Source organism: Vibrio sp. 14G-20 (assembly GCF_026241515.1).
Taxonomy (GTDB): domain Bacteria; phylum Pseudomonadota; class Gammaproteobacteria; order Enterobacterales; family Vibrionaceae; genus Vibrio.
In genome coordinates this window covers 114510-141198 of the sequence record NZ_JAPHPW010000006.1, presented here as the reverse complement: position 1 = coordinate 141198, position 26689 = coordinate 114510, and the positions used below count along the sequence as shown (strand labels likewise).

Here is a 26689-nt window from a genome sequence, read left to right as displayed (position 1 = left end):
TATAATCCTTCTTCACTCAATCCTCATCTTTAGGAAAGGAAGTAAATAGATGGCTGGTACTCGAAAATCAAACCGTCGTGAAGAAATCCTACAAGCTCTCGCACAAATGTTGGAATCGACCGAAGGTGCTTCTCGTATCACAACGGTAAAGTTGGCCAAGCAAGTTGGTGTTTCTGAAGCTGCGTTATACCGCCACTTCCCAAGCAAAGCTCGCATGTTTGAAGGCCTGATCGAGTTCATTGAAGAAGCGTTGATGTCTCGAATCAACCGTATTCTCGATGAAGAGAAAGACACACTTGAGCGTATACGACTCGTGATGCAACTGATCTTAGTCTTCTCTGAGCGCAACCCAGGCTTAACTCGTATTTTATCGGGCCATGCTCTAATGTTTGAAAATGAGCGCCTGCGTGAACGAATTAATCAGCTTTTTGAGCGTATTGAAACTCAGCTTCGCCAAATCCTGCGTGAAAGAAAACTTCGTGAAGGGAAATCGTTCCCGGTTGATGAGAAAATCTTAGCGGCTCAACTGCTCGGTCAAGTTGAAGGCAGCCTGAATCGATTTGTACGTTCTGACTTCAAATATCAACCGACAGAAAACTTTGATGCTTATTGGGCACTGCTAAGTGCTCAGATTAAGTAGCAATCAAATTAAGTAGCAATCAAATCTTAAGTGATGGTTATGACGACGAAAACTTCTCCGACAAACAGCACTGCACAACACGTTATTACTAAGCCACCTTTTACTCTGGCATTACTCCACCCTAAATACTGGGGAGTGTGGTTCGGCTTTGGACTATTGGCGCTTATTGTTAATGTTCTCCCTTACCGTATATTATTAATGCTAGGTCGTTCATTGGGTTCTCTTGGGGCTCGCTATGGTAAAAAGCGCGTAGCGGTCGCAACACGTAACTTGGAGCTCGCCTTCCCAGACAAGCCCGCAGATGAAATCGCGGCAATGGTCAGTGAGAACTTCAAGAACACTGGTATGGCACTCATCGAAACCGGAATTACTTGGTTCTGGCCGACATGGCGTTTCAAGCGAATCCTAGTAGATAAAGACACCCAAACGCTGCGTACACACAAAGCCAACGGTAAAGGCGTTCTTCTATGTTGTGTACATGCCTTGAACCTAGAGATCACCGCACGAGCAATGGCGGTACTGGGTATTTCAGGTTTAGGTGTTTATCGCCCGCACAACAATCCAGCTTACGAATTCATTCAATACCGCGGTCGTACTCAAAACGGCAACCGTCTAATCCACCGTAAAGACGTGAAGCGTATGATTCGAATCCTGCGTCAGGGTGAGATCCTTTTTTACCTGCCGGATCATGATTACGGCCGTAACAAGTCGGTCTTTGTACCTTTCTTCGCAGTAGAAGATGCATGTACCACAACAGGCACCAGTATTTTGGCTTACACCAGCCGATGCGCCCTTGTTCCAGGGTCTGGTTTTAGAAATGCCGACGGCAAGTATGAAATCATGGCCGATGAATCAATCGAAGATAACTATCCTCAGAAAGATGAGAAAGCTGCGGCCGCTTATCTAAATCGCTATCTTGAGAAGATTATTTTACGAGCACCAGATCAATGGATGTGGCTACACAAGCGCTTCAAAACAATGGAAGATCCAGAAGTTGAACGCGGCATTCGTTACAAATAGAGTAGCCGTTATAAATAGAGTAGCCGCTACAAATAGAGCGCCTATCTTCAGATAAGAAAGCAGCTCACCTCATAGAAAAGTAAAAGGCCCGAAAGAGTTATCTCTCTCGGGCCTTTTTGCTTTTTCGATTCTTGACCTAGAGCGCTAAACCATCAGGTTCAACTTCTTCAGTTTACGAATTAGATTCCGTATTGAGCGCGGTACGCTTTTACTGATTCTAGATGTGCTGCGTCGGTACCTTTCTCTTCAAGGAAAGTCACCAGATCAGTCAGGCTAACGATTGAGATAATCGCACAACCGAAGTCACGCTCTACTTCTTGAATCGCAGACAATTCGCCTTTGCCCTTCTCTTGGCGGTCAATCGCTACAAGCACGCCCGCTAAGTCAGCGCCGTTTGCTTGGATGATTTCCATCGACTCACGGATCGCAGTACCAGCAGTGATCACGTCATCCACTAGCATGATGCGACCTTCAAGTTCGCTACCCACTAGGTTGCCACCTTCACCGTGGTTTTTCGCTTCTTTACGGTTGAAACAGTAAGGCGTGTCCACATCATGGTGATCCGCTAGTGCAACCGCTGTTGTTGTTGCGATTGGAATACCTTTGTATGCAGGGCCAAATAGTACATCGAACTCAATACCTGAATCTGCCAATGCCGCTGCGTAGAAGCGACCTAAACGCGCTAGGTCACGACCTGTATTAAACAATCCAGCATTGAAGAAGTAAGGGCTCTTACGGCCAGACTTTAAAGTAAACTCACCAAACTTAAGTACTTCTTTCTCTAGTGCAAATTCAATAAATTCACGTTGATATGCTTTCATGCTCATCCTCTAAATTAATTTACTTTCCAATTCCTAACTTCCGATCACTTCGAAAGCTAACGATGATGTATTTTCTAAATAGATAGCTCTACAACAAGGCAGCAAAGTTTTTCAACCCTATGAGCATAGGGAACCTATGTGATTAGGGTGAAAAATTGTAGCTAACACAGGTGTAGAGTTATCTATGACGAAAATAAAAAAATAGCCCCCATTTGGGAGCTATCTAAAAACTATTCTGCTAACGCCGACTTCTGCGCTTCAACAATGTCAGCAATACCCTTATTCGCCAGGGCTAAAAGCTGCATCAGCTCTTCGTGGCTGAACGGTTCGCCTTCTGCGGTGCCTTGAATCTCAATCATCTTACCGTCTTCCGTCATTACAACGTTCATATCGGTATCGGCTGCTGAGTCTTCAACATACTCAAGGTCACACAGTGCTTGTGCACCAACGATGCCCACTGAAACTGCCGCTACGTGGCCTTTCATTGGGTTCTTTTTCAGTTTACCGCTTGCTAGTAGGCTGTTGATAGCATCAGCCATTGCAACACTTGCACCTGAGATAGACGCAGTACGAGTACCGCCGTCTGCTTGGATAACATCACAATCGACAGTGATCATGATTTCACCCATTACTTTCAGGTCAACAACTGCACGTAGGCTACGAGCGATCAGACGTTGGATTTCCATCGTGCGACCACCTTGCTTACCGCTCGCCGCTTCACGACGGTTACGAGTGTGCGTTGCACGTGGAAGCATGCCGTATTCAGCGGTTACCCAACCCTTTCCTTGGCCTTTTAACCAACGCGGTACGTTTTCTTCTACCGTCGCATTACATAGAACTTTAGTGTTGCCGAACTCAACTAATACAGAACCCTCAGCATAAGCTGTGTAGTTACGAGTAATTTTAATTGGACGAATTTGATCTACAGCGCGGTCATTTGGACGCATTGGTATCTACCTTATTAACAGTCTGAAGTGATTTACTATCGAAAGAGTGCATCACCTAAGAAAGGGGTGAGACAGTTTTGATTGGGGCAAGATTATATAGCAGTTTATCATGCAAAGCTATCCATCATGAAAGGCGACAAGCTTCGGGAGCACACCATATCGTGATACTATGCGTGCGCGTTATTTTCAGAATGATAAAAGACAGGAAAATTCGATGATTTATAGTATGACCGCGTACGCGCGCAAAGAAGTAAAAGGCGATTGGGGTACAGCAGTATGGGAAATCCGTAGTGTAAACCAACGCTACCTAGAAACTTACTTCCGTATGCCTGAGCAGTTCCGTGGTTTAGAGCCAATCTTACGTGAGCGTTTCCGTAAGCGTCTAGCTCGCGGCAAGGTTGAATGTAACCTACGCTTCGAAGCAAACCCAGCAGCGAAAGGCGAGCTAAGCATTAACGAAGGTTTGGCTCAGCAAGTAATCAATGCTGCTAACCAAGTAATGACCATGACAGGTGAAGACAGCCGTCTGAATCCATTCCAAGTCATGAACTGGCCTGGCGTGATGGAAACGCCAGAGCAAGATATGGATGCCATCAACAAAGATTTACTTGAAGCATTCAACGATGCAATCGCAGAGTTCATTGACGCTCGTGCTCGTGAAGGCGAGAACATGAAGGCGCTCATCGTTCAGCGTTTAGATGCAATCACTGAAGAAGTAGTGAAAGTTCGTGCACGCATGCCTGAGATCCTAGAATGGCAACGTGAGCGTCTTCTTACCAAATTTGAAGATGCGAAAATTGAACTTGAAGGTTCTCGCGTTGAGCAAGAGCTTATCCTACTGGCTCAGAAGTCAGACGTAGCAGAAGAGCTAGACCGTCTAGACTCTCACGTGAAAGAAGCGAACGTAGTATTGAAGAAAGGTGGCGCTTGTGGCCGTAAGCTAGACTTCATGATGCAAGAATTCAACCGTGAGTCAAACACGCTAGCATCTAAGTCTATCAGCACAGACATCACTGCATCTGGCGTAGAGCTTAAGGTTCTTATCGAACAGATGCGTGAGCAGATCCAGAATATTGAATAGAATTTCACGAGACACCAAAAGAACTCAATACCCCTGTTTATAAAGGAATTTTATTGACAGCTTAATTTCATGAGATTTCAAAAAAGGTGACAAGACATCATCTAGGTGGTGGCATAAATGGTGACAGACGAACAAAGTAATGATACGTTACTTCTTATCTGTCACCATTTTTTTTACGCTTATGAATGATGCACAATTAAAAGCCAAGCTGAGAGAAGGAAAGGTTGGGAAGTATAAAGTAGATACTGGTCTTTACTTTCGAATCACCGAGCAAGGTAGCGCTTTCTGGGTTCTTCGCTATACCATTAATGGAAAGAGAAGAGAGCTAACACTTGGCAGATATGGAAGAGTGCCTGAAGGGCTACCTCTTAGCGATGCAAAACTACAAGCCTTACAACTAAGGGCTGGTATTAGAAAGGGTATTGACCCTATTGCTGAAAAAAAGCGAAACCAATTACCTCAATTTAGTACTATTGATGATGTAGCAAAAGACTGGCTTAAAGAGTGTGAACGCCATTTAAAAAACCCCCAAATCCCTGCTCGTGTATATCGGAAAGATATATCTCCTTATATTGGTGAATTAGCCGTCGATAAAGTAAGTTCTAGGGACATTCTGAACATCATCCGATTGATTAATCAAAGTGGTCGACCTTCAATAGCAAATGACGCTTTGAACTATTGTAAGCAACTATTTAATCACGCCTTGAAACTGGATCTGGTACGAAATAATCCAGCAGTCCCATTTACGGAAAAAGACGCAGGAGGAACTGAAAAGCCTAGAGATAGAGCCTTGTCTCTTCGTGAAATTGAAACTATTTTTCTAGTTTTTGGCAAACACTCAGACATCTTGACTCGTGAGAATTATATAGCTGTAGCTCTGCTTCTCATCTTTGGTATTCGTAAGGGGGAATTAATTGCCGCTCAATGGGATGAGTTTGACTTTGAAAACATGCATTGGGAGCTGCCAGCAGAACGGACAAAAACTGGGGTAAAAATCGTTATACCAATACCTAAAACAACACTACCTTTGTTCAAAGAGCTACATGTGAGAGCCAATGGTTCAGACTACCTATTCCCTTCTCGCCGAGCCAGTAAAAGGCGACAATACATCAGTGATGACACGCTAAATCATGCCTTAGCTAAGTTGTTTGGAAAAAAAGTCGACTCCAAGAAACAGCCTCTTCCAAATATTATGGAAGAGCATGGTATCGAACACTTTGTTGTTCACGACCTAAGGAGAACTTGTCGCAGCCTTCTAGCTGAAAATGGTGTTCCTAGCCATGTCGCCGAAAGGTGCCTTAACCACAAAATCAAAGGGGTTGAAGGCATCTATGACCGATATAATTACCTAGAAGAACGTAGAGGTGCTTTAGAAATGATTGCAGAGAAAATCATTCCATTTCTTAAAGTCAGCGATTATGGCTCAATCTTCCAGCCATAACTCAAATATTAGCCGCACTACGATAGAACATCTATTTAGGCTCAGATAAACACAAGTTATAAGGGTTATCTCTTTTAACTTCATCCAATATTGAGTCTATCTTCTTAAGCTGCGTCCTCACTTGGTCATGTGTTAAACCCGTAGCTTGAGCCATTTCCTTTTGAGTATAACCTTGAGAACGAAGCTCCATAATTTTCTTTTGTTCCATAGTAAAAGCATCAAATATCTTTGTTCTAAGATCCTCTGCAAGAAACTCTATCTCTGGATCTTCAGTGCTCAAGCCGTCAATTTCGTTCTCGTCGAACTCCGAAAAGCCGAAATCAAAGCTACCTTTCAAGCTTTTTCTTTTAGTCACTGTGGATTGTTCAGATTGAGCACAATGCTCAACATTCGATTGCATCTCACTTAGAGCTTTTTTCTTTCTAGTTGCGGTGCTGTCTTTTGAGCGGTGGTTTTCAGTACGTGTATACATACTATGCGCCCTATCTCTTGCGATTGTATCAATCAAACCGCCAATCGAACCATTCTCATCAAAACTCAGGCTTGCTATTGGCTTAATAAGTAAGTCAGCTAGAACCATCGACTTAAAGTCTTCAAACAAAGCATCAACTGAATAAGACAACCTATTTTCAATTGATTTGAAGCTCCTATTGAAAATAGCTTTCAGCTTTGGGTCATAGCGTTTCCCCAATATGCTAAACGCTTCAGAATTCCCACCTACGCTAAGCTCGAATAGTTCTTTATCTGTTGCTGAATGAGAGACAGCCGTCATAGTTACACCACATTAAATTCAAATCTAAATTAATGATATCAATATCACTTAGCTAACCATTGCACCAGACTTTGTCCTCTAAATTCACCAACTTCATCACAAATGAATATGTGAACAGCACTTCAAAGTTCTTCAGCTAAAGAAATTTTCAATCCTGTCCCTTTTTTTGACGACCCCATCGGTATTGATAAGTGAGGAAGGGTTAAACACCCCCGATCTTCTCCGACAAACGGGATAAGTAATTTTTAGGCATATCCCATTTTTCGAAGACACCACCGGTATAGATAAGAGAGGAAGGGTTAAACACCTCCGATCTTCTCCGACAAACGGGATAAGTAATTTTTAGGCATATCCCATTTTTCGAAGACATCATCGGTATAGATAAGAGAGGAAGGGTTAAACACCTCCGATCTTCTCCGACAAGCGGGATAATTAATTTTTAGGCATATCCCATTTATCGAAGACATCATCGGTATAGATAAGTGAGGGGGGTAGTTGCCTCATCTCAACTGGACAAGGTTAATACCCTACACGAATTAAGAGGACTATGAATATTGGACATTAATACTCAAAACAAAACACGCCTTTTCATCAGAGCAAATGAGCTTTCCGAAGCCTTAGGCATAAGCCTTTCCACATTGTGGCGCTATAGGAAATCTGGCGTGATTCCCGCTCCAATTACTTTAGGTCCAAGAATTGTTGGATGGCGCACAAGCGACATTCAGAACTGGTTAAACGCTCAATAAGGAAGCTTTATGAAAACATCATCCAAAACCGAAAAAGACCTGAAGATAGCTATTGATTTACAGCTTGAAGGTTTAGATATCCAACAAGGCACAAAGGAAAGAGCATTTAATGCATTTCTAGCCATAGGAAAATATACAGGTCGCTCCCCCATACATACAGCTAATACCCTAAGCGCTGAAAGCACTCTGGAGATGCTGAGGATAGTTGATGATATTGAGTCACTTAGAAGGTCTGGCACTAAAGAATTAGAAGGAGTAAACCCTAGCTACCCTCTAATCGTTGCATTTAACGAAGCAAAAATAAATAAGCGCCCTTTCAATGGAACGCTCAAATGGAAGTTTATTTGCTCGCTTCTGTTGAGCAAAGATTGACTCAGACCTGAACGCCGCTAGCTCTGCTTTTGCAATACAACCCAATTAGAGTTAATGCCAATAGAAACAATGACTTGGCGTGTGTGACACTCTGAATACATTGTCTAGGTTTTCCGCAAAAAAACCTAACAAATTCAGAGTGTTTACATTGAATACACCATAAGGAAGAAAAATGACGCATTCGAAGAAAAAACCGAACACAGAAAAGACAATAACTTTACGTGTTACGAGACATCAATATAACCGAGTTTCCCAAGCAGCGGAAGATAAAAATATGAATAACTCGGCTTTCATTCGATCAATTGTCGACGACAAACTTAACCAACAAGACACAAACGAGAAAATAGACTTCCTCGAGCGGCGATTAGAAAAACGAATTTTCGAAATGGTTTCTGCAATAGCCGGGTTAGATGAAAACCAACGCTTACAAGCAAAAAAGAAGTACCTTTCAAACCTAGCTTCAAAGGGAAAGTAATGCACGCAGAAACTCGCACAAATACCGCTCTAATTGCCTTCGTCTTGAGCATAATTCTTTCGATTCCTGTTACTTGTGTTTCGATAAGTACCTACTGGGCTGTATCAACTAATCAAAGTGTTGTGACTTTGATATCTTTGTCATTAGATTGGCTATCTAGTTTAAACAGCTACGCAGCACCAATAACATCACTAGATTTATGGCAAAGCATGATTCAGTTAGAAAGCACTGAGATCATCACTCAATATGTGTTAACTCCATTCTTATCATCGTTTTCGGTGTCACTACTTTTTGTACTGTTTTGCATCAAGGATAGAGAGGCGGCAAAACAATTGACTCATGTGAGTGGCCCCAAGCTTTACTTGGGAAAAAAAGCCATCAATCATGCTTTAAACATGCATAAGAAAGATCTTAGGCTAAGCGGCATTACGTCTGCTGGTGTCAATGTTCACCCAAAAATTAAAATCACTCTGGCGAGAGAGCAGAACAATTTCCTCATACTCGGAACGACTGGTTCTGGAAAATCGACCGCATTCAAACCTCTGGTTAAGCAAGCAATTGAACGCGGAGACAATGCTGTTATCTACGATGAAAAAGGTGAATATACCGAGAGCTTTTATCGTAAGGAAACAAGCGTCTTGATAGCTCCATGGGATGAGCGAGGGGCAAAGTGGAATATTTCTCACGATATTAAAAGCAAGCAAGATGCAGAGCTATTCGCACAATCCCTTATTCCTAACTCTGCGAACGTAGATCCACTTTGGGATCAGGGGGCGAGAATCATCCTCGTTAGTATGTTGATGAAATTAATCAATAAACAAAGTAGCACATGGGGATGGAGTGATCTGTACAAACAACTTACGTTCACCCCAGAAGTAGCACGTTCCATATTTGTAGAGCATTACCCTTTGGTGAGCAGCTTACTTGAGCCGAATTCAAAAACTACTCAAAGCTTCTATGTTCACATAATGAGCAAACTTAGCTGGATTGAGGATCTAGCAAAAGCATGGCCCAAAGACTTGAAAGCAGAATTTAGTCTCAGTCAGTGGGTAAAGACAGATGCCACAAAGCATATCGTCATCATTCAAGCAGATAGTCAATATCAAAGCCTTGGAGAGCCTTTATGTAATGCCATTATTTCATTTATGACCAAGCACTACCTAAGTGAAAGCTACTCATCGAAAAGAAGAACATGGTTGTTCATTGACGAGTTTGCCAACCTTCCTCGAAATCCGAGTATTTCAAAATGGTTAGAGCTTGCACGAGCTAACGGAGCACGAACTGTTCTTTGTACACAGTCTATTTCACAGCTCCATGATATCTACGGAAAAGATGAAACAAGTACAATTTTGAACCTGCTGTCTAATGTTATCGCCTTTCGAATGGGAGCTGTGGGGCAAGATGCTGAAGAAACAGCAAACATATTCGGCCAATACGAAGCCGAAATTCCTAACTACGAACACCGCAAGCGCATCGGAACAAGGGTTGAGCGACCACTTGTTAGAAAATCAGATCTTATTCATTTGAGTCAACCGACACAGAAAGGTGTTGAAGGTTACATGCAAATACCTGGGTGGAGATCGGCTTACAAGCTGAGGTGGCCATTGTTTAAAGACATAATAAGTGCTCCCAAAAAAATCCCAGCAAAGTGGTTAACCAGTATCAATTCGAAGCCTCTGACAGCTAGCCAGACAAATAGACTGAACAAAAGGAATTCAAACCATGATGTCAATTAGTCCCGTTAACAACATCGCCTATTACGCCGATTTGGCAAAAGAAGACTATTACTCTGGCCATGGCGAGCCTAAAGGCATCTGGTATGGCCTTGGTTCTAAGATATTTGGATTACAGAATAAAACCATTAGGGATGACGACTACAACATGCTAATGACTGGGTTTTCTCCCTCTGGTGAAGCTTTGGTCCAAAACGCTGGAAAAGATAATCGTCGGGCTGCATGGGACTGCACACTTAGCGCCCCCAAAAGCGTCAGCCTTGCGTGGGCTAGTTCATCACACAAGCTAAGACAAAACATAGAGAAAGCTATAGATATAGCTGTACAAAGAACAATTAGATTTATGGAACAACAAGTTGCTTTGACACGCCGAGGGAACACGTCTTCGCAATATGAACCCACTGCTGGCCTCATCTTTGCTTGTTTTAATCACTGCACTAACAGAAATGAAGAACCTCAGCTACATACTCATCTGCTAGCTTTGAATGCAGCTCCTCGTATGGATGATTCATGGGGAGCAATAGCCTCTGAAAGTCTTTATCATTCAAAGATGGCATGTGGTGCGATTTATAGGGCCGAGCTCGCTTACCAACTGCGAGAACTTGGGTTTAGTATTGAACCTGATGGAGACTCCTTTCACCTCAAAGGCGTGTCAAAGAAAGCATGTGATGCCTTTTCTAGCCGTGCCCAGGAGATTAACTATGAGCTAAAAAAAGCAGGGATACAAAGTAGTTCTAGTAAGCAAGGCGCATCGTTCAAAACTCGCACCAGAAAAGCGAAAAAAAATGTCGTGCGAGGTCAGCTTTTGGAGAGCTGGAAAGGTGAACTTGGAAAATATGGACTATCAGAGTCTTACATTGAACGTTTAACGAATCGCGAAAAGGAATTACCGCCTTCTCCGCTAGAGCTCGATTCCATCTTGTCAGAAATCAGTAACAATAAAGCTGTTTTCACTGAGCAAGAACTTTACAGAGTTATTGCTGTTGTAGCATCCCACAACGGCCACAATGCTGCACAAGCAGAAAATCTAACACGGTTGGCAAAACGGAGTGAAGATCTAATAGCATTGCAGCCTAAAAACGCATTTTCGCGTCAGTTCACTACTCTGGATGTTCTATCATGTGAACAACTTATGGTTAATGATGCTAAAACATTGGCGAAGCGAGTTTCACACAAAATTGAATTAACGGAGGTAAGTGAGGCGATCCACCTAGCCGAGAATCAGCTTAGGTTCTGTTTCGATGAAGAACAAAAAGAAGCCATCCACTACACTTTGTGTTCCGGTGATCTGTCCATCACTCAAGGTAGTGCAGGGGCAGGTAAAACAACGTTGATGCTTGCTGCAAAGATTGCGTATGAAAAGAGAAGTATGAATATCAGAGGGGCGTGTATTGCCAAAAAGGCAGCTGACAACCTAACGCATGAAACAGGTATTCAATCTCAAACCATTGCTTCACTGGTTTCATCTATCAATGGTAATAAGCATCCACTAAGGGGCATTGATATACTCGTAGTTGATGAAGCTGGACTAATCCCAAGCACCGACTTACAGCAACTTCTACACGAAGCAAAAGTATCAACCTGCAAAGTTATTCTAACAGGTGAGGATAAGCAGCTTGATGCCATCAATCGCGGTGGTGCCCTACGCTTTCTCTCTCGACCGGAAGTTCTCGGTACCCAAAGGATTGAAACAATCCGCCGCCAGCGCGAAGATTGGGCAAAACAAGTAGTCGTAAATCTTCGAGATAAACGCTCACAACAAGCTCTAGTAACGCTTGATGACCATAATTGCGTGCATTGGGCTGAGACTAACGAAGAAGCTATTCAGCAGCTGGTAAGCGATTGGGAAAAGTATCAAATGACTCACCCTGAAAAGCAATCCTTGGTGATAGCTCGCGAATGGAAAGACGTTAAAAAGTTAAGTAAAGCAATTCGCGAGATCTACATTCGTGAGGGCAAAGTGGGGACGGAAAATATCAAACTAACTTGCAGTGTTGCTGACAAGCAGTTTAAGTATGAATATTCCGTGGGTGATAGGGTTAAGTTTTGCCGTAATGAGTATCGACGCTTTCAAGTTTCAAACGGAACTTTAGGCACCATTAAAAAAATCTCGCAATTAAGTGATAGTGATACAAAGCTCTCAATTGAACTTGATGATAAACGTATCGTGTCCTTTAGAGCTTCAGAATATAGTGACCATATAGGCTTAAATCTCTGTCATGCTTACGCTTTAACCGTTTTCAGCTCTCAGGGTACGACTATAGACGGTAATACATTCACTTTGTATTCAGGCCGAATGGGGCAACGAGAGACTTATGTCGCTCTGAGCCGCCATAAAGATGAATCTCATATCTATGTCAATCAAGCCGAAATAAGTGAGCGTGCAAGAGCCAGCGATGAACACTCAGAGCTCACTGAGGAACTAAGACAATCTACTTTAGAGAACCTACTCAAACAAGAGTTCTTTACACCCTTGGCAATTGAGCACTTACTGGAACTAAAAACCTGTATAGAGATAGAGAATACTGGTTCCATCGGTTGAAGGTTGATGCTCCACCAATTGCCTCGTAGAAAAGTTAGAGGATTTACTGTACATTAACACCCCTATAAAGGATGTGATTGCGGCACTATAGACTAGCTAAATCTAACCTATTGATAGCAAACAACATTAAATTCTCAAACAAAGTCGAAAAGGATTGATTAAATATCAATCCTTTTTGGCTATAATGATACTGTATATAAAAACAGCGGTTTAACTAATGATTCAGGTACTTGACCTTTTTTCTGGCTGTGGAGGACTCTCATACGGCTTTCACAAACTAAAGGATACTTATAAAGTAATTGGTGCTATCGACTTTGATGAGCATGCTAACTCTTCTTATGAAACTAACTTTGGTATAACACCAAAGCAGCTAGACATCAGTGACTTATCTTCTGAAGTACTAAAAAGTACTTTCAATATCCAGTCTAATATGCCTTTAGTGTTTGTCGGTGGCCCACCATGCCAAGGCTTTTCCTCACACAAAAAAAAGGATAAGAGGTTAGATGATAGAAATAGTCTCGTCGCAAGATATGTAGAATTAGCAATTCAGTGTAATGCTGACGCTATAGTAATTGAAAACGTACCAGACTTGTTTGCCAAAAAACATTGGCCTCATTACAAAGCAGCAAAAGAACTATTAGACTCTCACGGATACAACACACTATCAACTATCGTTAACATGGCTGAATATGGTGTTCCTCAAGAGCGTTTCAGGGCCGTAGTCGTTGCTAGTAAAGATAAACAATTTTCACTTCCACCTGTTGAGTATAATCGAGAGCAATTCAGTACCGTACGAGATGTTCTTGAAACATTACCAAAACTGGCAGCTGGCGAAAAGTGCAAAGATGACGCGATGCATATAACTTCAAGCCACAGAAAAAACACAATTGAGATTTTCAAACAAGTTCCTGTCGATGGTGGCTCAAGGCCCAAAGGTGTTGGACCAAAATGTCTTGATAAGGTAAACGGTTTTTCTGATGTTTATGGCCGATTATTTTGGGATAAACCTTCTGTAACAATAACAGCAAGGTGCCGAACCCCATCATGTGGACGTTTTTTGCATCCAGAACAAGATCGAGGGTTAACCGTAAGAGAAGCTGCTCTATTACAGAGTTTCCCAAATGACTTCTATTTTGAAGGGCCTTTCGACGACAAATATAAACAAATTGGGAATGCCGTGCCTCCTAAGTTTTCTGAGTCCTTAGCTAAACATATGGCCCTTTGTTTTAAAAATGAACAAACTACAGGACTAGTTCGGTCCATAGATAGCCCTATAGGCAACTCTTTTAGCACTCTTATCTCTTTCATAAAGCAAGGTAGAACAATCGATGAGTTCATCTTTCAATGTAGTTGACTTATTCTGCGGAGCTGGAGGCTTGTCACTCGGCTTTGAAAAGGCAGGATTTAAGGTTCTGTTTGCCGCAGATAATGATGAAAAAGCAATCAAAACGTATAACCACAACTTAGGAAATCACGCTGAAGTTGTTGATATTTACAATTTAAATGGCAGCGATATACTAAAAAAAATCGGTAGAAATAAGACTGTGGATGTTGTGATTGGTGGACCTCCGTGTCAAGGATTCAGCATCCAAAGAAGAGGAAGTGATACCGATGAAAGAAATTATTTGGTTTTAGAGTATGCAAGACTAGTAAGCCAATTAAATCCCTATGTTTTCGTTATGGAAAATGTATCTGGCTTACTCTCAAAGAGAGGCGAAGAAGTTCTCAAAAGTTTAAAAGAAACTTTAGGGGCAAACTTTGAGTTTTATACAGAAAAGCTTGATGCGAGTAAGTTTGGTGTTCCTCAAGCAAGGAAGCGTGTATTCCTAATCGGGGTCAACAAACATAAAATAGACTGTACGTTTGAGTTCCCAGAGCCAATTCCTAAGTTTGAGCAGAGACCTGTTACTGTTCGTGATGCAATATCTGATTTACAGTATGTTGAAGAAGAACATGCCTATAATCACAAAGCTGACAAACTATCGGCTCTTAACTTAGAGAGAATCAGAAGTATCACTGCTGGACAAGGTCGAGACTCATTGCCTGATCATTTGCAACTAGCTTGCCACAAAAACAATTCCTCACATAGGCATCTAGATACCTATGGTAGAATGCCTTGGGACAGCGTTGCTCCAACGATAACAGCAAGGTTTGACTCCTTTTCTCGAGGTAGGTTTGGGCATCCAGAAGAGGATCGAACTGTAACTCTAAGAGAAGGCGCTAGGTTGCAAACTTTTCCTGATGACTTTCAATTTTTTGGTACAAAAGTAGAAGTTGCCAGACAAATAGGAAATGCTGTGCCCCCTAAACTTTCAAATTGTATTGCAGAACAAATAAAATCTTTACTAGACGAAAATATAACTGTTCAAGATAAGGGAGTTGCCGCATGACTTGGCCAATGTCAGATAGAGACACCACTGAATTTCCGGAGTTTGACATACATATAAATTCAGATTTAAGGTCTCATTTACAAGATATTTTGAATATCCCATCTGGCACTTTATCAACAGACTATGATGAAATTCGAAAGTATGGATATAGCGGAAAAGCTGATTCAAGAATTAGAACTTATCGTAAACTATATGAAAGACTAGGGCTTGTATTTATTCGAGATCATAAGATTGAGCACTCCAAACTTAGCACTGATATCGAAAACCTAGAATATTCCATAAAATCTTTCGCAGAAAGCAAACTAAAAGAAACTTCCTTTTCAGTCGTAAAGATACTCTCTCGGTACCAGTATAGTAATCCTATTGATTCAACAAGAAAGGGGGAGAGCATTCCTAATGTTCACCCCTACTTTCTACTTTGGAAAGCAATGCGCTCTCTAGGCAACAAGATACACTTTGAAGAAGTAAATCGTGTTTTAATCAAAGTCGAATCAGATGATGAAATCGATGAAGCTATAGAAAAAATAAAAGCAGCTCGAGAAGTAATTCAAGGTGATTATGCTAACTCTAAGACTCTTGATTCAGAGCTTGGTCATTCTGTTATAACTAAACAGACATCCGCGAGAATTGCACCTTTATTCTCGATTGCAGGATGGGGTGGACTTTTAATTGAGCGAACACAAGACTCTGATGGTTTTAGAAACCTTTGTTCACATGCGTTAAATGCGATAGATCATATCTTATTAAATCCACCTATTTTTTATGATACTGATGATGAAGATGACTGGATCTCATACTATTTCTCAGACTTAACAGTGGAAGAAGAGAGATATGGGGATTACGAAAGTTTCAATGTAGATCTAGACTCTACTGATCTTGATGATATTTTCTCTAGGATAAAATCACTGGGTGGTCATTACGAAAAATCTACTATTGAAGAGTTTCACTTAGGACTAACTTTTCACCCTGATAAGCACTTTGTCCTTATTAAGGGCCCCTCTGGCACAGGGAAAACTTTATTAGTTAGAGCATACTCTAGAGCTGTATCAAAAATTGATAGTTTAGAAGACAAACATCCACTTCTATTTATATGTCCGGTAAGGCCGAACTGGACGGACCCTAGCCAAATAATGGGATACTTTGATGTAATGTCTAACCATTATATCGTACCTCCTGTTTTAAAGGCGATTCTAACGGCTTATGAGAACCCACGTTGCCCTATTTTTGTGTGTCTTGATGAGATGAACTTGGCTCGTGTAGAGCATTATTTTTCAGATATATTATCTGCGATGGAGTCTAGAGAAGAATTTGAATTACACTCTCGAGGAGAAGGAGTAATTTCTCCTGAAGGAAGAGTAATTCCAGAGAAAATAGTTCTACCACCAAATCTATACCTAATTGGGACAATCAACGTTGATGAGTCAACTACGCCAGTTAGTGATAAGGTTCTTGATCGAGCAGTAGTTATTGATCTACAGGCTAATAATACCGAGGAATTCCTTCTATTTTTAGCTCAAAAGATCTCTAAACTAAAAGGCACTATTAGTGAATTAAAAACGTTCATTTGCACTTTAACAGATATACTAAATAAAGGTAACAACCGATTGACAAATAGAGTCATAGAAGAAATTATTCTCTACATGGAAAAAGTAAAATCCAAAAAGGATATCGACTATAGCTCTCAATTAGATCGGGTAATAAAAAGTAGAGTTATTGAAAAACTCAAGGGAGATGAAAGCTCTCGAGAAATGCTGGAAGAACTAAGCTCATTTTTCGTGAGTAATTCACTTTCTATTCAGCTTCCTTTATGTCAGAAATTTGTTGGCTCACTCCAAGATCAATTAGATGATTTTGGAGCATATAAGGCATTCCGATAGCCAATGATTAAATATATAGATTTAATTGATTCGAATACGAATGAAAGTTTAAGAATTTGGCCAAGCAAATCAACTGATATTCAACCAGAGTTGTATGAGAACAAAAGTTATCAAATAGAGGTCGGTTATACTAGAAAGACAAAAGAAACGTCTTTATTTATTGATGACTCTGAGATACTCGCCTTAAGACCAAAGTCGCCTGATACTGACTTATGGCAGTGGGAAACAGGATTTATAGCTGGTTCAATTGATTTTGATTTGTATGAAAACAACAAGTTATTATTCAATAAAAATCTAGTATTATCACCATCTAGGAACAAACTAACACATTCCGAATTTGAGATTATGCTCTCCCAAATTCTCCAAGAATCATCTGAACTTTTTTCTCTTGGAGAGTCTAGAATCAGCGTTGATGAAGGTATAGATTACTCTACCCCACTAACCAAACTTGAACACCTAAGATCAAACTTCAATGCAATTAGCCTTTGCATTAATCGTATTATAGATAGTCCAGTTTCTTATCTGAGGAATAAAGTAGAATACCAAGATCCAAGTAAGCTATCAGGAATTGTCGACCCTACAAGGATTACTGAAGCGCATAGTATCCATGGTTCGATGAGGTTTAAAGAAACGTTCATCCCAACTAAACTACCGGTAGTCGTTACCCATAGTGAGCTTGACATTTATGAGCATAGATGTATCAAGCAGTGTTTAAATGTTTGGTCAGTTTGGCTTTTATTTATCGGGAGAAAAATAAGAAGCAGATCAGAAAAGTCAAAAGGTAATAAGACACTCTTAAAATGGGCACAGAGAGCTTTCAAGTTAAGTTCTTCAATTGAAAGTTTATTGAAAGAAGGTTTTTTTAATAGCGTAAGTGATTTGGGTGATTTACTTATCCAACCAACCCACATTTTTACATCCATTCCGCAATACAGAAAATTTTTTGATCTCCAAAGAAAAATTAATATGGGCATAGGCAAGTCTTTTGGGGACTTTCTAAACATGCCAATAGCGCAAACTCACAAGTTATATGAAATCTGGTGCTACTATCGAATAATTAGTGCTTGTAGAAGTTTAGGTCATACTCCAACATTGTATTCAATCAAAAAAAGTTCAACACCTCTAGCCGAGAGTAATGTTGTCGTGGAGGTTGCCTTTTCTAATTTTTCACTTCATTTTCAGAAAAGCTACGATGAATACTGGAAAGCTAGCGATGATATCGGTTCTTATTCAAGAACAATGATTCCTGATATATCCATACGATGTACAGCCTCATGTAGATCAATAGTAGTGCTAGATGCAAAGTATCGTGTAGAGAGAGCTCTAAATGATGCTATAGCTTCTTCGCATATGTATAGAGATGCTATTGTTAGCGATAATGGGGGCTCTATAGAGCGAAAAGTGGTTGGTGCATACTTAATTTCACCTTCGGTTAACTCCGCTCCTTCTAGTGACTGGAAGAAGGAGTCATCTCCAAAGATCTTCTTTAATCCAGCATATGTTGATAAATTTAAATTCGGGGTTATTTCACTAAACCCTCGGGCAAAAGTAGATGAACTAGCCAACGTTCTGAAAACAATTCTACCATCCTCATGAGCTGGTGACATAAGTGGTGGCAAATATCTATATAAAACAAAAAAACAAATCATAAGCAATTGTTTTATAATGAAAAAATAAAATTAATCAATATTCAGATCCAGAATATTGAATAACAGTTTGTCAGTAACACGCTGTGAATAGCCATTAGCTGAATCAGTGTTGATTAACTAACAGTGTTGATTAGATCAAGATAAGCTCCTAGTTTTAGGGGCTTTTTTTATGGATACAATAATGAAAATCCGGATGAGTAAGTTGAGCAGGTTGTTACGCAAGAGATTTGTTTGGAGCAAGAGATAGATACAGCTATAGATAGAACTGAATAGATGTACAAAAGAATTTAAGAACATTTTGAGGGGGTATTGCAAGTGGAGAAGAGTATTACGGTAGAACTGAGGGGGAAAACAGATTTGATAGAGAAAGTGACGCAAGTTGCTAATGCAACCTGCGCCGACTTAAAATCTTATAGAGCTACAACGTTTGCAGCTTGAAGACCTTTTTGGCCTTGCTCTACTTCGAAAGACACTTGTTGGCCTTCTTTAAGAGTCTTGAAACCTTCAGATGCGATAGCACGGAAGTGAACGAATACGTCAGCGCCGCCGTTGTCTTGAGTTAGGAAACCGAAACCTTTCTCTTCGTTAAACCATTTTACTACGCCGTTTGTTTTGTTAGACATGATGTGTCCCTTATATAAAAATAAAAAATTAATCGCCAAAAGTGCGATGCGCTGAAAGCTTGAATTATTTAATGTATCTATGAAGCCAAGGGAAACACTGAGAATAACAATGAAGCAATACTAAGGGTTTTACTTTACAACTGGATGTTTCATTTAATAACTCTGAAAACAGAGCGACGCCATTCTTGGTGATCTGAGCCGGGTTGTAAAGCTTTATTTGAAAAAATTGATGTTTTTTTGTTCGGTTAGCTTTTATTAAAGCCCTGCTATGCCGCAGAGCTTAATTTATAAGACTTTGATCTCAAAAAATTTACTCATAGTAGGCGCCCTAAAGCGCTCACCATCAGGTATGACCGTATTTCTCGAATCCACAGCAAAGCTCAACCCCACCCCACAGTTTGAAGGCAATTAAGACGACTTTATTTTCTGGTTACTGAGCTTTATTTGTCTTAATTCTGTCTTTTAATGACTAACACTGGTGATCGGGTAAGTCCTGGGTTTTATAGAGATCGGCAATGTCGTGATTCTTATCTCTATGTTTGGCTTCATCCTCTCTTATGCAGAAAAGCACATCCAAAAACATGGCATTCTCGGGTAAGCGATAGTATTTAATCGCAATCTCAGGCGCGGGATGATTGGGCAACGTGCCATCTTGAATTTTCGAGATATATTCGGAGTAACTGTTACAAGCTTCCTCTTCGAAATAGCCAACGATCCTATGTGCCGTCTTAGATGAGACTAAGTAGATCACGCCATAGATAAGTAAAAAGATGAACTGTAATAGCATCACTAAAATGCGCTCTATAATGGACGGGTTGGTAACGGTAAGGAAAATCATCAAGTGCATCCGTTCATTATCCGCTTCGTCCAGTAGCTCTTTGATCCAACCACCATCGTCTTTCATGCGACGCAGAGCTTTGAGGTGATTGAACACTCCCGCCACCATGCCCGGCACCGCCGCTATGGTTTCCAACAACATGGCTCGTTTGGCTAAGTGTTTTCCATAAAACAAGTTAAGTGTCTTTTTGAGAAGTCGAGTAACAAGAAGTGCAACCTTTTCGGAGAAGATTTCAGGTTTATAATGAGTGCTTTCAAAATGCATAGCGTGTTCCTTATATGAGTCTATTACTTACTAATCAACATTCATGCCAAGACACAAAGCCTTGTACATCAAGGTAAAAACAACAATTAGAGTCTTATTGACAGCACAATTTCAGCAACAAAAGAGACATCTTTATGTCTTTTAGACACACTAAGAGCAATAAAAAACCCAGCAACATGGCCGGGCTCTTATTAGCTTATAACCTGATTGATTTACTCATCCGGCTGCTTGGTTCTTAGATCGACATATGGCCAATAATGATGCCCAACACGAATCAAGAGTGTTGCTGCGGCTAAGATAAATGCCGCTAAAGATAACCAAACGATCAATACCGCATCGAGTTCTTTCATGCCTAAAGTGATATAACGAGCAATTGCCATCATCGCGATGTAGATGGGGTATCGCACTGGGATCTTACCGTTCATCACAAACTGCTGAACCATCGCCAACACTTCTAAATAGATAAACATCAGCAGAATGTCGGTCAATTGCACTCGGCGTTCAGCGAAGACATGCATGAACTCTTCGACCATCGCAAACAAGGTCGCCAGTGTGATCGCCACCAGCAATACCGCTTCCATAATGTGGAATACTTTTAAAAACGGCTTACTAAAAGATTTAGGCAAGTTAGAAGGCATAGTCACTCTTCAAAAAATAATTAATCCAGTCTCTACAATAGCATGCATCAATATAAGTCGCGTACTGTCAAAGCATCGCCATCAATTCATCGGTAACCACCAGTAAGAAGTAAAGGTAAGAAACAACAGATAAAACAATGGCCCCACATTTACTGCAGAGCCATATGCTTGTCTTTTACTTAGCGGCTTTTTAGTGGCTAATTAGCCTTAAAGCAGAATCAGGTAAGTTAAGAACACCACACACAGGCCGTAGATAAGTGGATGCACTTCTTTATACAAATCAAAACCACTAAAAATAAACTCAATTAAATTAAGTACCTAAGCTTGAAAGTGTCATAATAGTACACGCTGATATCGGAGTTACTATGGTTCAAAATCGTCATTTGGAATAGCAGATATGATTCCTCTCTTCTGCATGCCCTTTACTGAACAAAAACAACTGGTCACCTTTCACTTTATACATCAGTTCAATTTTAGCTCTTACCAGAGCGTCCATATCACGAACAAAGATCTCATTGCCAGTTGGCTTTAGATTCCAGTCGATATGTTGATAGGCAACCGATAGGAGACCATTCTCAGCAATGTAGTTTGCTTCATAATAGACTTCGTAGGGCTTGGTTTCTCCGACAAGTGTCTGAACATAACCTTTCTGAAAAATCAGCAAACTGTCATTTGAGGTAAACTCTAAAATAGAGCGATCAGCGATCTCTTGATAGTGACGATACCCTTGCGAAACAAACCCCTCATCAAGCTGAACACATGCCCAACGACTACCCGCTAACTGTTGTTGCTCAAACTTCCACTGATACAACGCCACACCGATGACACAGGTAGCAAGCGCAATATTGAAAACGACGACCGATTTTATCCGCATATTGATCGAGCCCTCCTAATTGCTTTCACCACCGTCTCTGATAAATCATCAATACTCACCGAATGATTCACGTAGCTTGCGTTCTTACTGCCGTGTTTCGCAAAAGCAAAAGTTTTAATCATATAAACGTCGTCGTCATAAGCAGACTCTGCGATTCGCAGATACATATCCGCATGACAGGTTGGAAACGATTGAGTCGCTAATTCATATGCGAGCAGTCGACCGTCACTTATTAAATAAGCACTGTCATAAAGATAAAAATCGGTCACGCCAATCTGAAAATGTTGATACTCACTAGGCTGGAGAAACTGTGGCTTTCGGATAAAAGGCTTAGTAAAAAAAACGAACACCAAACAGGCTAGCAGCAATACCGTCACAAACCCATGCCAAGAATACATGTTCATTTTCAAGGTAGGGGCAGGCTTAAGGCTCACCTCTTCTAAAACGATTTCTTGCTCTTGGCTAACCCGAATTGCTCGGTTTCCTATTTTCTTAATCGGCTCTTTGCCACTGTGAATGTTCAGAACGTAGCCAATTTTGCTGACTGTTTTCAAGGTGACATCGCGCGCGCCCAACTGCTCGAAGTTTTTCCTTAAACCTGAAATGACATTAGTGATCGCTTGGTCAGTGACTAATGCGCCCCCCCAACAGGTTTCAAATAGTCGTTCACGAGTAACGTGAACACCCTGGTTTTCAAGTAACAAACTCAACACTGCATATGGAAGCGGGCGTAATTGAATACATTCACCATCGGCATTCGATAAAGTTAGAGTCGTTGGATCGAGAATCAAATTGGAAAAACAGACTCTATGCATACACTCACTATTACTGAAATTAGGGCTCACACAACCAAAAAACACACGCGTGAAGAGCTGGATCCTACCATTACCAAGTCAACTGCGTAAGCCGTGAGTACAGTCCATCCACCTAAAGCAGAAGTTCCTACAGAAAAAACAACATCAAACATATCAATGAATTATGTAATAAAGATAAAAATATATAAAAGGGGAATTATCAATAAACCGACAAGTCATGAAGTTTATATGAATTCCATCTTTAGTTTTATATTGCCATTGAACACATAATGCACACCACTTTTTATCCCCGATGAGATGAATCTAATGAAAAAAGCAGTGATCCTTCTGGCAGCATTTTCTGCCTTTGCCAGTGCCCAAGATCAAGCAGTTGAGAAAGACGTATCTGGCTTTTACCTAGGTGGTGGTTTTGGTACCACAACTTACGATGACGATGCCGCGTTTTCTACACTAGAAACAAAATACTCAACGGTTAAGTTGATTGGTGGCTATCAATTTAACCGCATTGTTGGCGTTGAAACACAATTCACCAAATACAGTAATATAACAGCACCAGGCTTGTCAGGTTATGCTATCGAAACAGCAGGCATATCTATTGCTGCAAACCTTGGCTACACCTTTGATAGCGGTTGGCGTCCATTTGGTACCATAGGTCTAACGCAGCTTTCATTTGATGTTGATGACTATGGTAGCAAAGATGAAACAGCATTGCGTTTGGGCGCAGGTGTAGAATACACACCAGCAAGCCTTGAGAACCTAAACTTCCGTGTGGCTTACGAAGTTGATACCTTCAGCGTTGATACTGGCCACTGGTTATACAATGATGTGACCGTCCAACTTGGTAGCTTCTACGCTGGCGCAACGTACAAATTCTAATAACGAACACTTCGTTGGCTAGTAAACGTAAAGAGGCGACCACCGTCGCCCTTTTTAGGTGAACATCAGCAGAATGGCGGTAAGTTGAACTCAACGTTCAGCAAGAACGAGCATAAATTTAAGATACAACAGATACAAAAATGGCCCCACATTCACTGCAGAGCCATCTGTTTGTCTTTTATTTAGCGACTTGTTAGTGGCTAATTAGTAGTGGCGAATTAGCCTTATAGAAGAATCAGGTAAGTTAAGAACACCACACACAGGCCGTAGATAAGTGGATGCACTTCTTTGCGCTTACCTGCCACAACCATCGTGAATGCGTAACTGATGAAGCCCATCGCCATGCCGTTTGCTGGTGAGAAGCTTAGAACGGTGAACATGATGGTGAAGAAAGCTGCAATGCGTGACTCTTTCTTTTCCCAGTTTATCTGACCAAGGCGACCCACCATGTAGATGCCTACCACTACCATCGCAGGCGCGACCATTGCCGCTGAGAAGATAGAGAAGATTGGGTATAGGAATAGCGACACTAGGAATAAGCCAGCCACCATGACTGCTGCCAAGCCCGTTTTCGCCCCTTGAGAAGAAGCAATACCAGATTCCGAGAACGCGGTGATCGATGTGGTACCTAAAATAGAACCAATCACTGTTCCACCTGCATCAGCAACTAAAGCCGATTTCGCATTTGGTACCTTACCGTCTTTGTCGATGATACCCGCATCACGTCCAACACCAACAATCGTGCTTAAGCCATCGAAGAAATCGACAATCAGGAAGATAAGTACAATGAACAATAGATCGAACATTTTTTCAGGCGTGAAAGCAGAGAAATCAAAGATAGCGCCGAAACTGCCTGCCATGCTTGGTGGCATAGAAAAAAATTGGTCTGGGATTGGTGCGTTTGATGTACCCATGAATACATCAGCAAGAATGGTCAGCGCGATAGCAGAAACGAACGAGATGAAGGTTGCTAGCTTGATGTCACGAACCATACAACCCAGTGCGATGAAGATACTCACGTAAGCGATGATCACTTTTGGATCGGAAATATCACCTAAGCCAACCAATACAAATGGGTTAGAAACGATGATGCCCGCATTCTTAAGACCTAAGAAAGCGATGAACAGTCCAAGAGACACGGTAATCGCCAACTTCAAATCTTCAGGAATCGACTCAATCATCGATTTACGAATATTGGTTAACGAGAACGCGAGGTACAGGATACCCGATAGGAAGATGCCAAACAGCGCTTCATTCCAAAGCACCGCAACAGAGCCACTTAATAATAAGCCTTTGAAGAAGCCGTTCATGCTCATGCCTGGTGCAAGCATCACTGGGTAGTTGCCCCAAATGCCCATAATAAGCGTTGCGATAGCGGCAGACAGAGCGGTTGCTGTAAATACTGCCCCTTTGTCCATACCTGGGATATCCCCCAAAATCGCAGGGTTAACCGCCAGAATATAGCTCATCGCCAAGAAAGTGATGAAACCCGCGTACAGCTCAGTGCCAATCGTGGTTTTTCTTTCAGTGATTTTAAACATCGAATCAAGCGAGCCAGAGGTGTTCTGGGCTTTCAGGGTGGAATCGGTACTCACAACAAAACCTTTGCAATAAATTAAGAATTTGGTGATTCAAATGCTGCGAGAATAGAGAGGTCTCTACACTAAAAACTGTAGTTACCAAGGTAGGCTCGGTAGTAGAAACATTTGACCCATTTCATCAAACATATACAGCATTTAATCGTTTGCGCGGATTGTAAGGATTGAGATTAAAACTTCAACAAATTTTGTCCAGATCACATAAAAAAGTACCGATGACGAGTCATTACATTTATACAAAGATCCTTGAGAAGATCATTTGCTAATAAATAACGATCAAGCCAGTTGTTCTCAATCATCTAAATATGCTACTCTTCGCCTCCATTTTTCTGGCCTAATTTTCACCAGTTGCTTCTATTAGTTTTACTCGTTATCTCTTTATAGACGTAACCAACGGAACAACAATTAGAGTCAGTGCTATCTTTTATAGTGTAGGTTTATCACCTTCACTCAATCCAACCAACAGTGGAAATATACAGATGGGCAAAGGTACTCTTTACATCGTATCTGCACCTAGTGGCGCAGGTAAGTCGAGCTTGATCTCAGCAATGCTAGAAACCAATCCAACCTACGCAATGAAGGTATCTGTTTCACACACCACTCGCGGTATGCGCCCTGGTGAAGAAAATGGTGTTCACTACCACTTTGTAGAGAAGCATCATTTTGAAGACCTTATTACTAAAGGTGAATTCCTAGAGTACGCTGAAGTTTTCGGCAACTACTACGGTACTTCACGCGTTTGGATTGAAGAAAACCTAAACCGCGGTATCGATGTATTCCTAGATATCGACTGGCAAGGTGCTCGTCAGATCCGTGAACAAATGCCTCAAGCGAAGAGTGTATTCATTCTTCCACCATCAAATGGTGAACTAGAGCGTCGTTTGAATGTTCGCGGTCAAGACAGCAACGAAGTTATTGCGAAACGCATGAGCGAAGCAAAATCAGAGATTTCTCACTATGCAGAATATGATTATGTGATCGTGAATGACGACTTTGATGCAGCCCTAATGGACTTCAGAGCTATCATTCGTGCGGAGCGTTTGAAAGAAGATAAGCAAGCAGCTAAATACAGCGGCATGCTTACAGCACTACTAGCGGAATAATCTCTGATACCAATCGTAGTAAACAACTGGTCATTCTAGCTTGTGAAAAAGCCTGATAACGTCGTTAGAATTTTTGATTGTAGGGTCACTACTTATCGAAAAATTCTTCCTTGTTCTCAAACTTTTTTCCGGCGCTATCTCTGAGCACTTATTTTACTGTGATTGGTATAACTGGATTTTCCATTGAGATAAGTATACGGTGAACTAGAAAGTCTCTAGTTAAACTTGTATACTTTCTCGTCATTAAAAATTTATTAGTTAATTACTATTTGGAGTCCTCATGGCACGCGTAACTGTTCAAGACGCTGTTGAAAAAGTTGGCAACCGTTTCGACCTAGTTCTTATTGCGGCTCGCCGCGCACGTCAAATGCAAACTGGCGGTAAAGATTCACTAGTGCCTGAAGAAAACGATAAGCCAACGGTTATCGCTCTTCGCGAAATCGAAGAAGGTCTTATCACTAAAGACGTACTAGATGCTCGTGAGCGTCAAGAGCAACAAGAGCAAGAAGCGGCTGAACTTGCAGCAGTAAGCAGCATCGCTCACACTCGTTAGC

25 protein-coding genes and 1 riboswitch are annotated in these 26689 nt (G+C 41.2%); of the genes, 16 read left to right on the top strand and 9 right to left on the bottom strand.

The window, feature by feature from the left end:
* The first annotated feature begins 49 nt into the window (after positions 1-49).
* Together slmA and OQJ75_RS07470 are read left to right on the top strand one after the other, a co-directional pair.
* Entirely contained in the window at positions 50-640 is a 591-nt protein-coding gene (gene slmA / locus OQJ75_RS07475) for a nucleoid occlusion factor SlmA (protein ID WP_016768952.1), read from the top strand.
* 39 nt (positions 641-679) lie between these two features.
* A complete protein-coding gene (locus tag OQJ75_RS07470; protein ID WP_265972170.1) occupies positions 680-1660 on the top strand; it encodes a Kdo(2)-lipid IV(A) acyltransferase in 981 nt (326 codons plus the stop codon).
* Between the two features lie 179 nt (positions 1661-1839).
* On the opposite strand, the gene pyrE is transcribed toward OQJ75_RS07470, so the two are convergent.
* Positions 1840-2481, bottom strand: a complete 642-nt coding sequence (gene pyrE, locus OQJ75_RS07465; RefSeq protein WP_004735727.1) for an orotate phosphoribosyltransferase — start codon at positions 2479-2481, stop codon at positions 1840-1842.
* 230 nt (positions 2482-2711) lie between these two features.
* On the bottom strand, positions 2712-3428 hold the full coding sequence (gene rph, locus OQJ75_RS07460) for a ribonuclease PH (RefSeq protein ID WP_019826449.1): 717 nt from the start codon (positions 3426-3428) through the stop codon (positions 2712-2714).
* Positions 3429-3642: 214 nt separating this feature from the next.
* Between rph and OQJ75_RS07455 the strand changes: the two genes are divergently transcribed.
* Both OQJ75_RS07455 and OQJ75_RS07450 read left to right on the top strand, forming a co-directional pair.
* The gene (locus tag OQJ75_RS07455; RefSeq protein ID WP_004735725.1) at positions 3643-4509 is read left to right on the top strand and encodes a YicC/YloC family endoribonuclease; all 867 of its coding nucleotides are present in this window, start codon (positions 3643-3645) and stop codon (positions 4507-4509) included.
* A gap of 139 nt (positions 4510-4648) precedes the next feature.
* Positions 4649-5950 carry a tyrosine-type recombinase/integrase gene (locus OQJ75_RS07450; protein ID WP_265972171.1) on the top strand — a complete coding sequence of 434 codons (1302 nt, stop codon included), beginning with the start codon at positions 4649-4651 and terminating at the stop codon, positions 5948-5950.
* A 31-nt stretch (positions 5951-5981) separates the two neighbouring features.
* Here OQJ75_RS07450 and OQJ75_RS07445 read toward each other — a convergent pair whose 3' ends face one another.
* Entirely contained in the window at positions 5982-6722 is a 741-nt protein-coding gene (locus OQJ75_RS07445) for an RNA polymerase sigma factor (RefSeq protein WP_265972173.1), read from the bottom strand.
* 554 nt (positions 6723-7276) lie between these two features.
* On the opposite strand from OQJ75_RS07445, the gene OQJ75_RS22580 reads away from it, so the two are divergent.
* The 9 genes from OQJ75_RS22580 (at position 7277) to OQJ75_RS07405 (ending at position 18453) form a co-directional block, all read left to right on the top strand.
* Positions 7277-7468 (top strand): AlpA family phage regulatory protein, encoded by a 192-nt coding sequence (locus OQJ75_RS22580; protein WP_167542302.1) that lies wholly within the window; start codon positions 7277-7279, stop codon positions 7466-7468.
* A gap of 9 nt (positions 7469-7477) precedes the next feature.
* Positions 7478-7840 (top strand): hypothetical protein, encoded by a 363-nt coding sequence (locus tag OQJ75_RS07440; RefSeq protein ID WP_059021822.1) that lies wholly within the window; start codon positions 7478-7480, stop codon positions 7838-7840.
* A 172-nt stretch (positions 7841-8012) separates the two neighbouring features.
* On the top strand, positions 8013-8315 hold the full coding sequence (locus tag OQJ75_RS07435; protein ID WP_059021824.1) for a hypothetical protein: 303 nt from the start codon (positions 8013-8015) through the stop codon (positions 8313-8315).
* Positions 8315-10051 (top strand): type IV secretion system DNA-binding domain-containing protein, encoded by a 1737-nt coding sequence (locus OQJ75_RS07430; RefSeq protein WP_265972177.1) that lies wholly within the window; start codon positions 8315-8317, stop codon positions 10049-10051. Before OQJ75_RS07435 ends, OQJ75_RS07430 begins: the two co-directional genes overlap by 1 nt.
* Complete coding sequence (gene mobF, locus OQJ75_RS07425; RefSeq protein WP_265972179.1) at positions 10038-12590, top strand: MobF family relaxase; 2553 nt, start codon at positions 10038-10040, stop codon at positions 12588-12590. Before OQJ75_RS07430 ends, mobF begins: the two co-directional genes overlap by 14 nt.
* A gap of 217 nt (positions 12591-12807) precedes the next feature.
* Positions 12808-13944: a DNA cytosine methyltransferase gene (locus OQJ75_RS07420; protein ID WP_059021830.1), complete on the top strand. Its 1137-nt coding sequence runs from the start codon at positions 12808-12810 to the stop codon at positions 13942-13944.
* Positions 13919-14980, top strand: a complete 1062-nt coding sequence (locus OQJ75_RS07415) for a DNA cytosine methyltransferase (RefSeq protein WP_059021832.1) — start codon at positions 13919-13921, stop codon at positions 14978-14980. The genes OQJ75_RS07420 and OQJ75_RS07415 overlap by 26 nt, the downstream gene beginning before the upstream one ends.
* The gene (locus tag OQJ75_RS07410; RefSeq protein ID WP_265972181.1) at positions 14977-16857 is read left to right on the top strand and encodes an McrB family protein; all 1881 of its coding nucleotides are present in this window, start codon (positions 14977-14979) and stop codon (positions 16855-16857) included. Before OQJ75_RS07415 ends, OQJ75_RS07410 begins: the two co-directional genes overlap by 4 nt.
* Before the next feature lie 3 nt (positions 16858-16860).
* Positions 16861-18453, top strand: a complete 1593-nt coding sequence (locus OQJ75_RS07405) for a DUF2357 domain-containing protein (RefSeq protein WP_265972183.1) — start codon at positions 16861-16863, stop codon at positions 18451-18453.
* A gap of 463 nt (positions 18454-18916) precedes the next feature.
* On the opposite strand, the gene OQJ75_RS07400 is transcribed toward OQJ75_RS07405, so the two are convergent.
* The 5 genes from OQJ75_RS07400 to OQJ75_RS07380 form a co-directional block, all read right to left on the bottom strand.
* A complete protein-coding gene (locus OQJ75_RS07400) occupies positions 18917-19129 on the bottom strand; it encodes a cold-shock protein (RefSeq protein WP_004735656.1) in 213 nt (70 codons plus the stop codon).
* A 469-nt stretch (positions 19130-19598) separates the two neighbouring features.
* Positions 19599-20231, bottom strand: a complete 633-nt coding sequence (locus tag OQJ75_RS07395) for an alternative oxidase (RefSeq protein ID WP_102557650.1) — start codon at positions 20229-20231, stop codon at positions 19599-19601.
* A gap of 212 nt (positions 20232-20443) precedes the next feature.
* The gene (locus OQJ75_RS07390) at positions 20444-20869 is read right to left on the bottom strand and encodes a phosphate-starvation-inducible protein PsiE (RefSeq protein ID WP_017079068.1); all 426 of its coding nucleotides are present in this window, start codon (positions 20867-20869) and stop codon (positions 20444-20446) included.
* A 379-nt stretch (positions 20870-21248) separates the two neighbouring features.
* Positions 21249-21743 (bottom strand): hypothetical protein, encoded by a 495-nt coding sequence (locus OQJ75_RS07385; RefSeq protein ID WP_054547976.1) that lies wholly within the window; start codon positions 21741-21743, stop codon positions 21249-21251.
* Positions 21734-22534 carry a winged helix-turn-helix domain-containing protein gene (locus OQJ75_RS07380; RefSeq protein WP_265972191.1) on the bottom strand — a complete coding sequence of 267 codons (801 nt, stop codon included), beginning with the start codon at positions 22532-22534 and terminating at the stop codon, positions 21734-21736. The genes OQJ75_RS07385 and OQJ75_RS07380 overlap by 10 nt, the downstream gene beginning before the upstream one ends.
* A 330-nt stretch (positions 22535-22864) precedes the next feature.
* Here OQJ75_RS07380 and OQJ75_RS07375 point away from each other — a divergent pair, with 330 nt between their 5' ends.
* A complete protein-coding gene (locus OQJ75_RS07375) occupies positions 22865-23434 on the top strand; it encodes an outer membrane protein (protein ID WP_265972192.1) in 570 nt (189 codons plus the stop codon).
* Positions 23435-23658: 224 nt separating this feature from the next.
* Here OQJ75_RS07375 and OQJ75_RS07370 read toward each other — a convergent pair whose 3' ends face one another.
* Positions 23659-25029, bottom strand: coding sequence for an NCS2 family permease (locus OQJ75_RS07370; protein WP_265972194.1), 1371 nt, complete (start codon positions 25027-25029; stop codon positions 23659-23661).
* A gap of 58 nt (positions 25030-25087) precedes the next feature.
* A riboswitch (purine riboswitch) is annotated at positions 25088-25187 on the bottom strand.
* A gap of 324 nt (positions 25188-25511) precedes the next feature.
* Between OQJ75_RS07370 and gmk the strand changes: the two genes are divergently transcribed.
* The gene (gene gmk / locus OQJ75_RS07365; protein ID WP_065675975.1) at positions 25512-26135 is read left to right on the top strand and encodes a guanylate kinase; all 624 of its coding nucleotides are present in this window, start codon (positions 25512-25514) and stop codon (positions 26133-26135) included.
* A gap of 280 nt (positions 26136-26415) precedes the next feature.
* Positions 26416-26688, top strand: coding sequence for a DNA-directed RNA polymerase subunit omega (rpoZ, locus tag OQJ75_RS07360; RefSeq protein ID WP_009848003.1), 273 nt, complete (start codon positions 26416-26418; stop codon positions 26686-26688).
* Position 26689 lies beyond the last annotated feature (1 nt).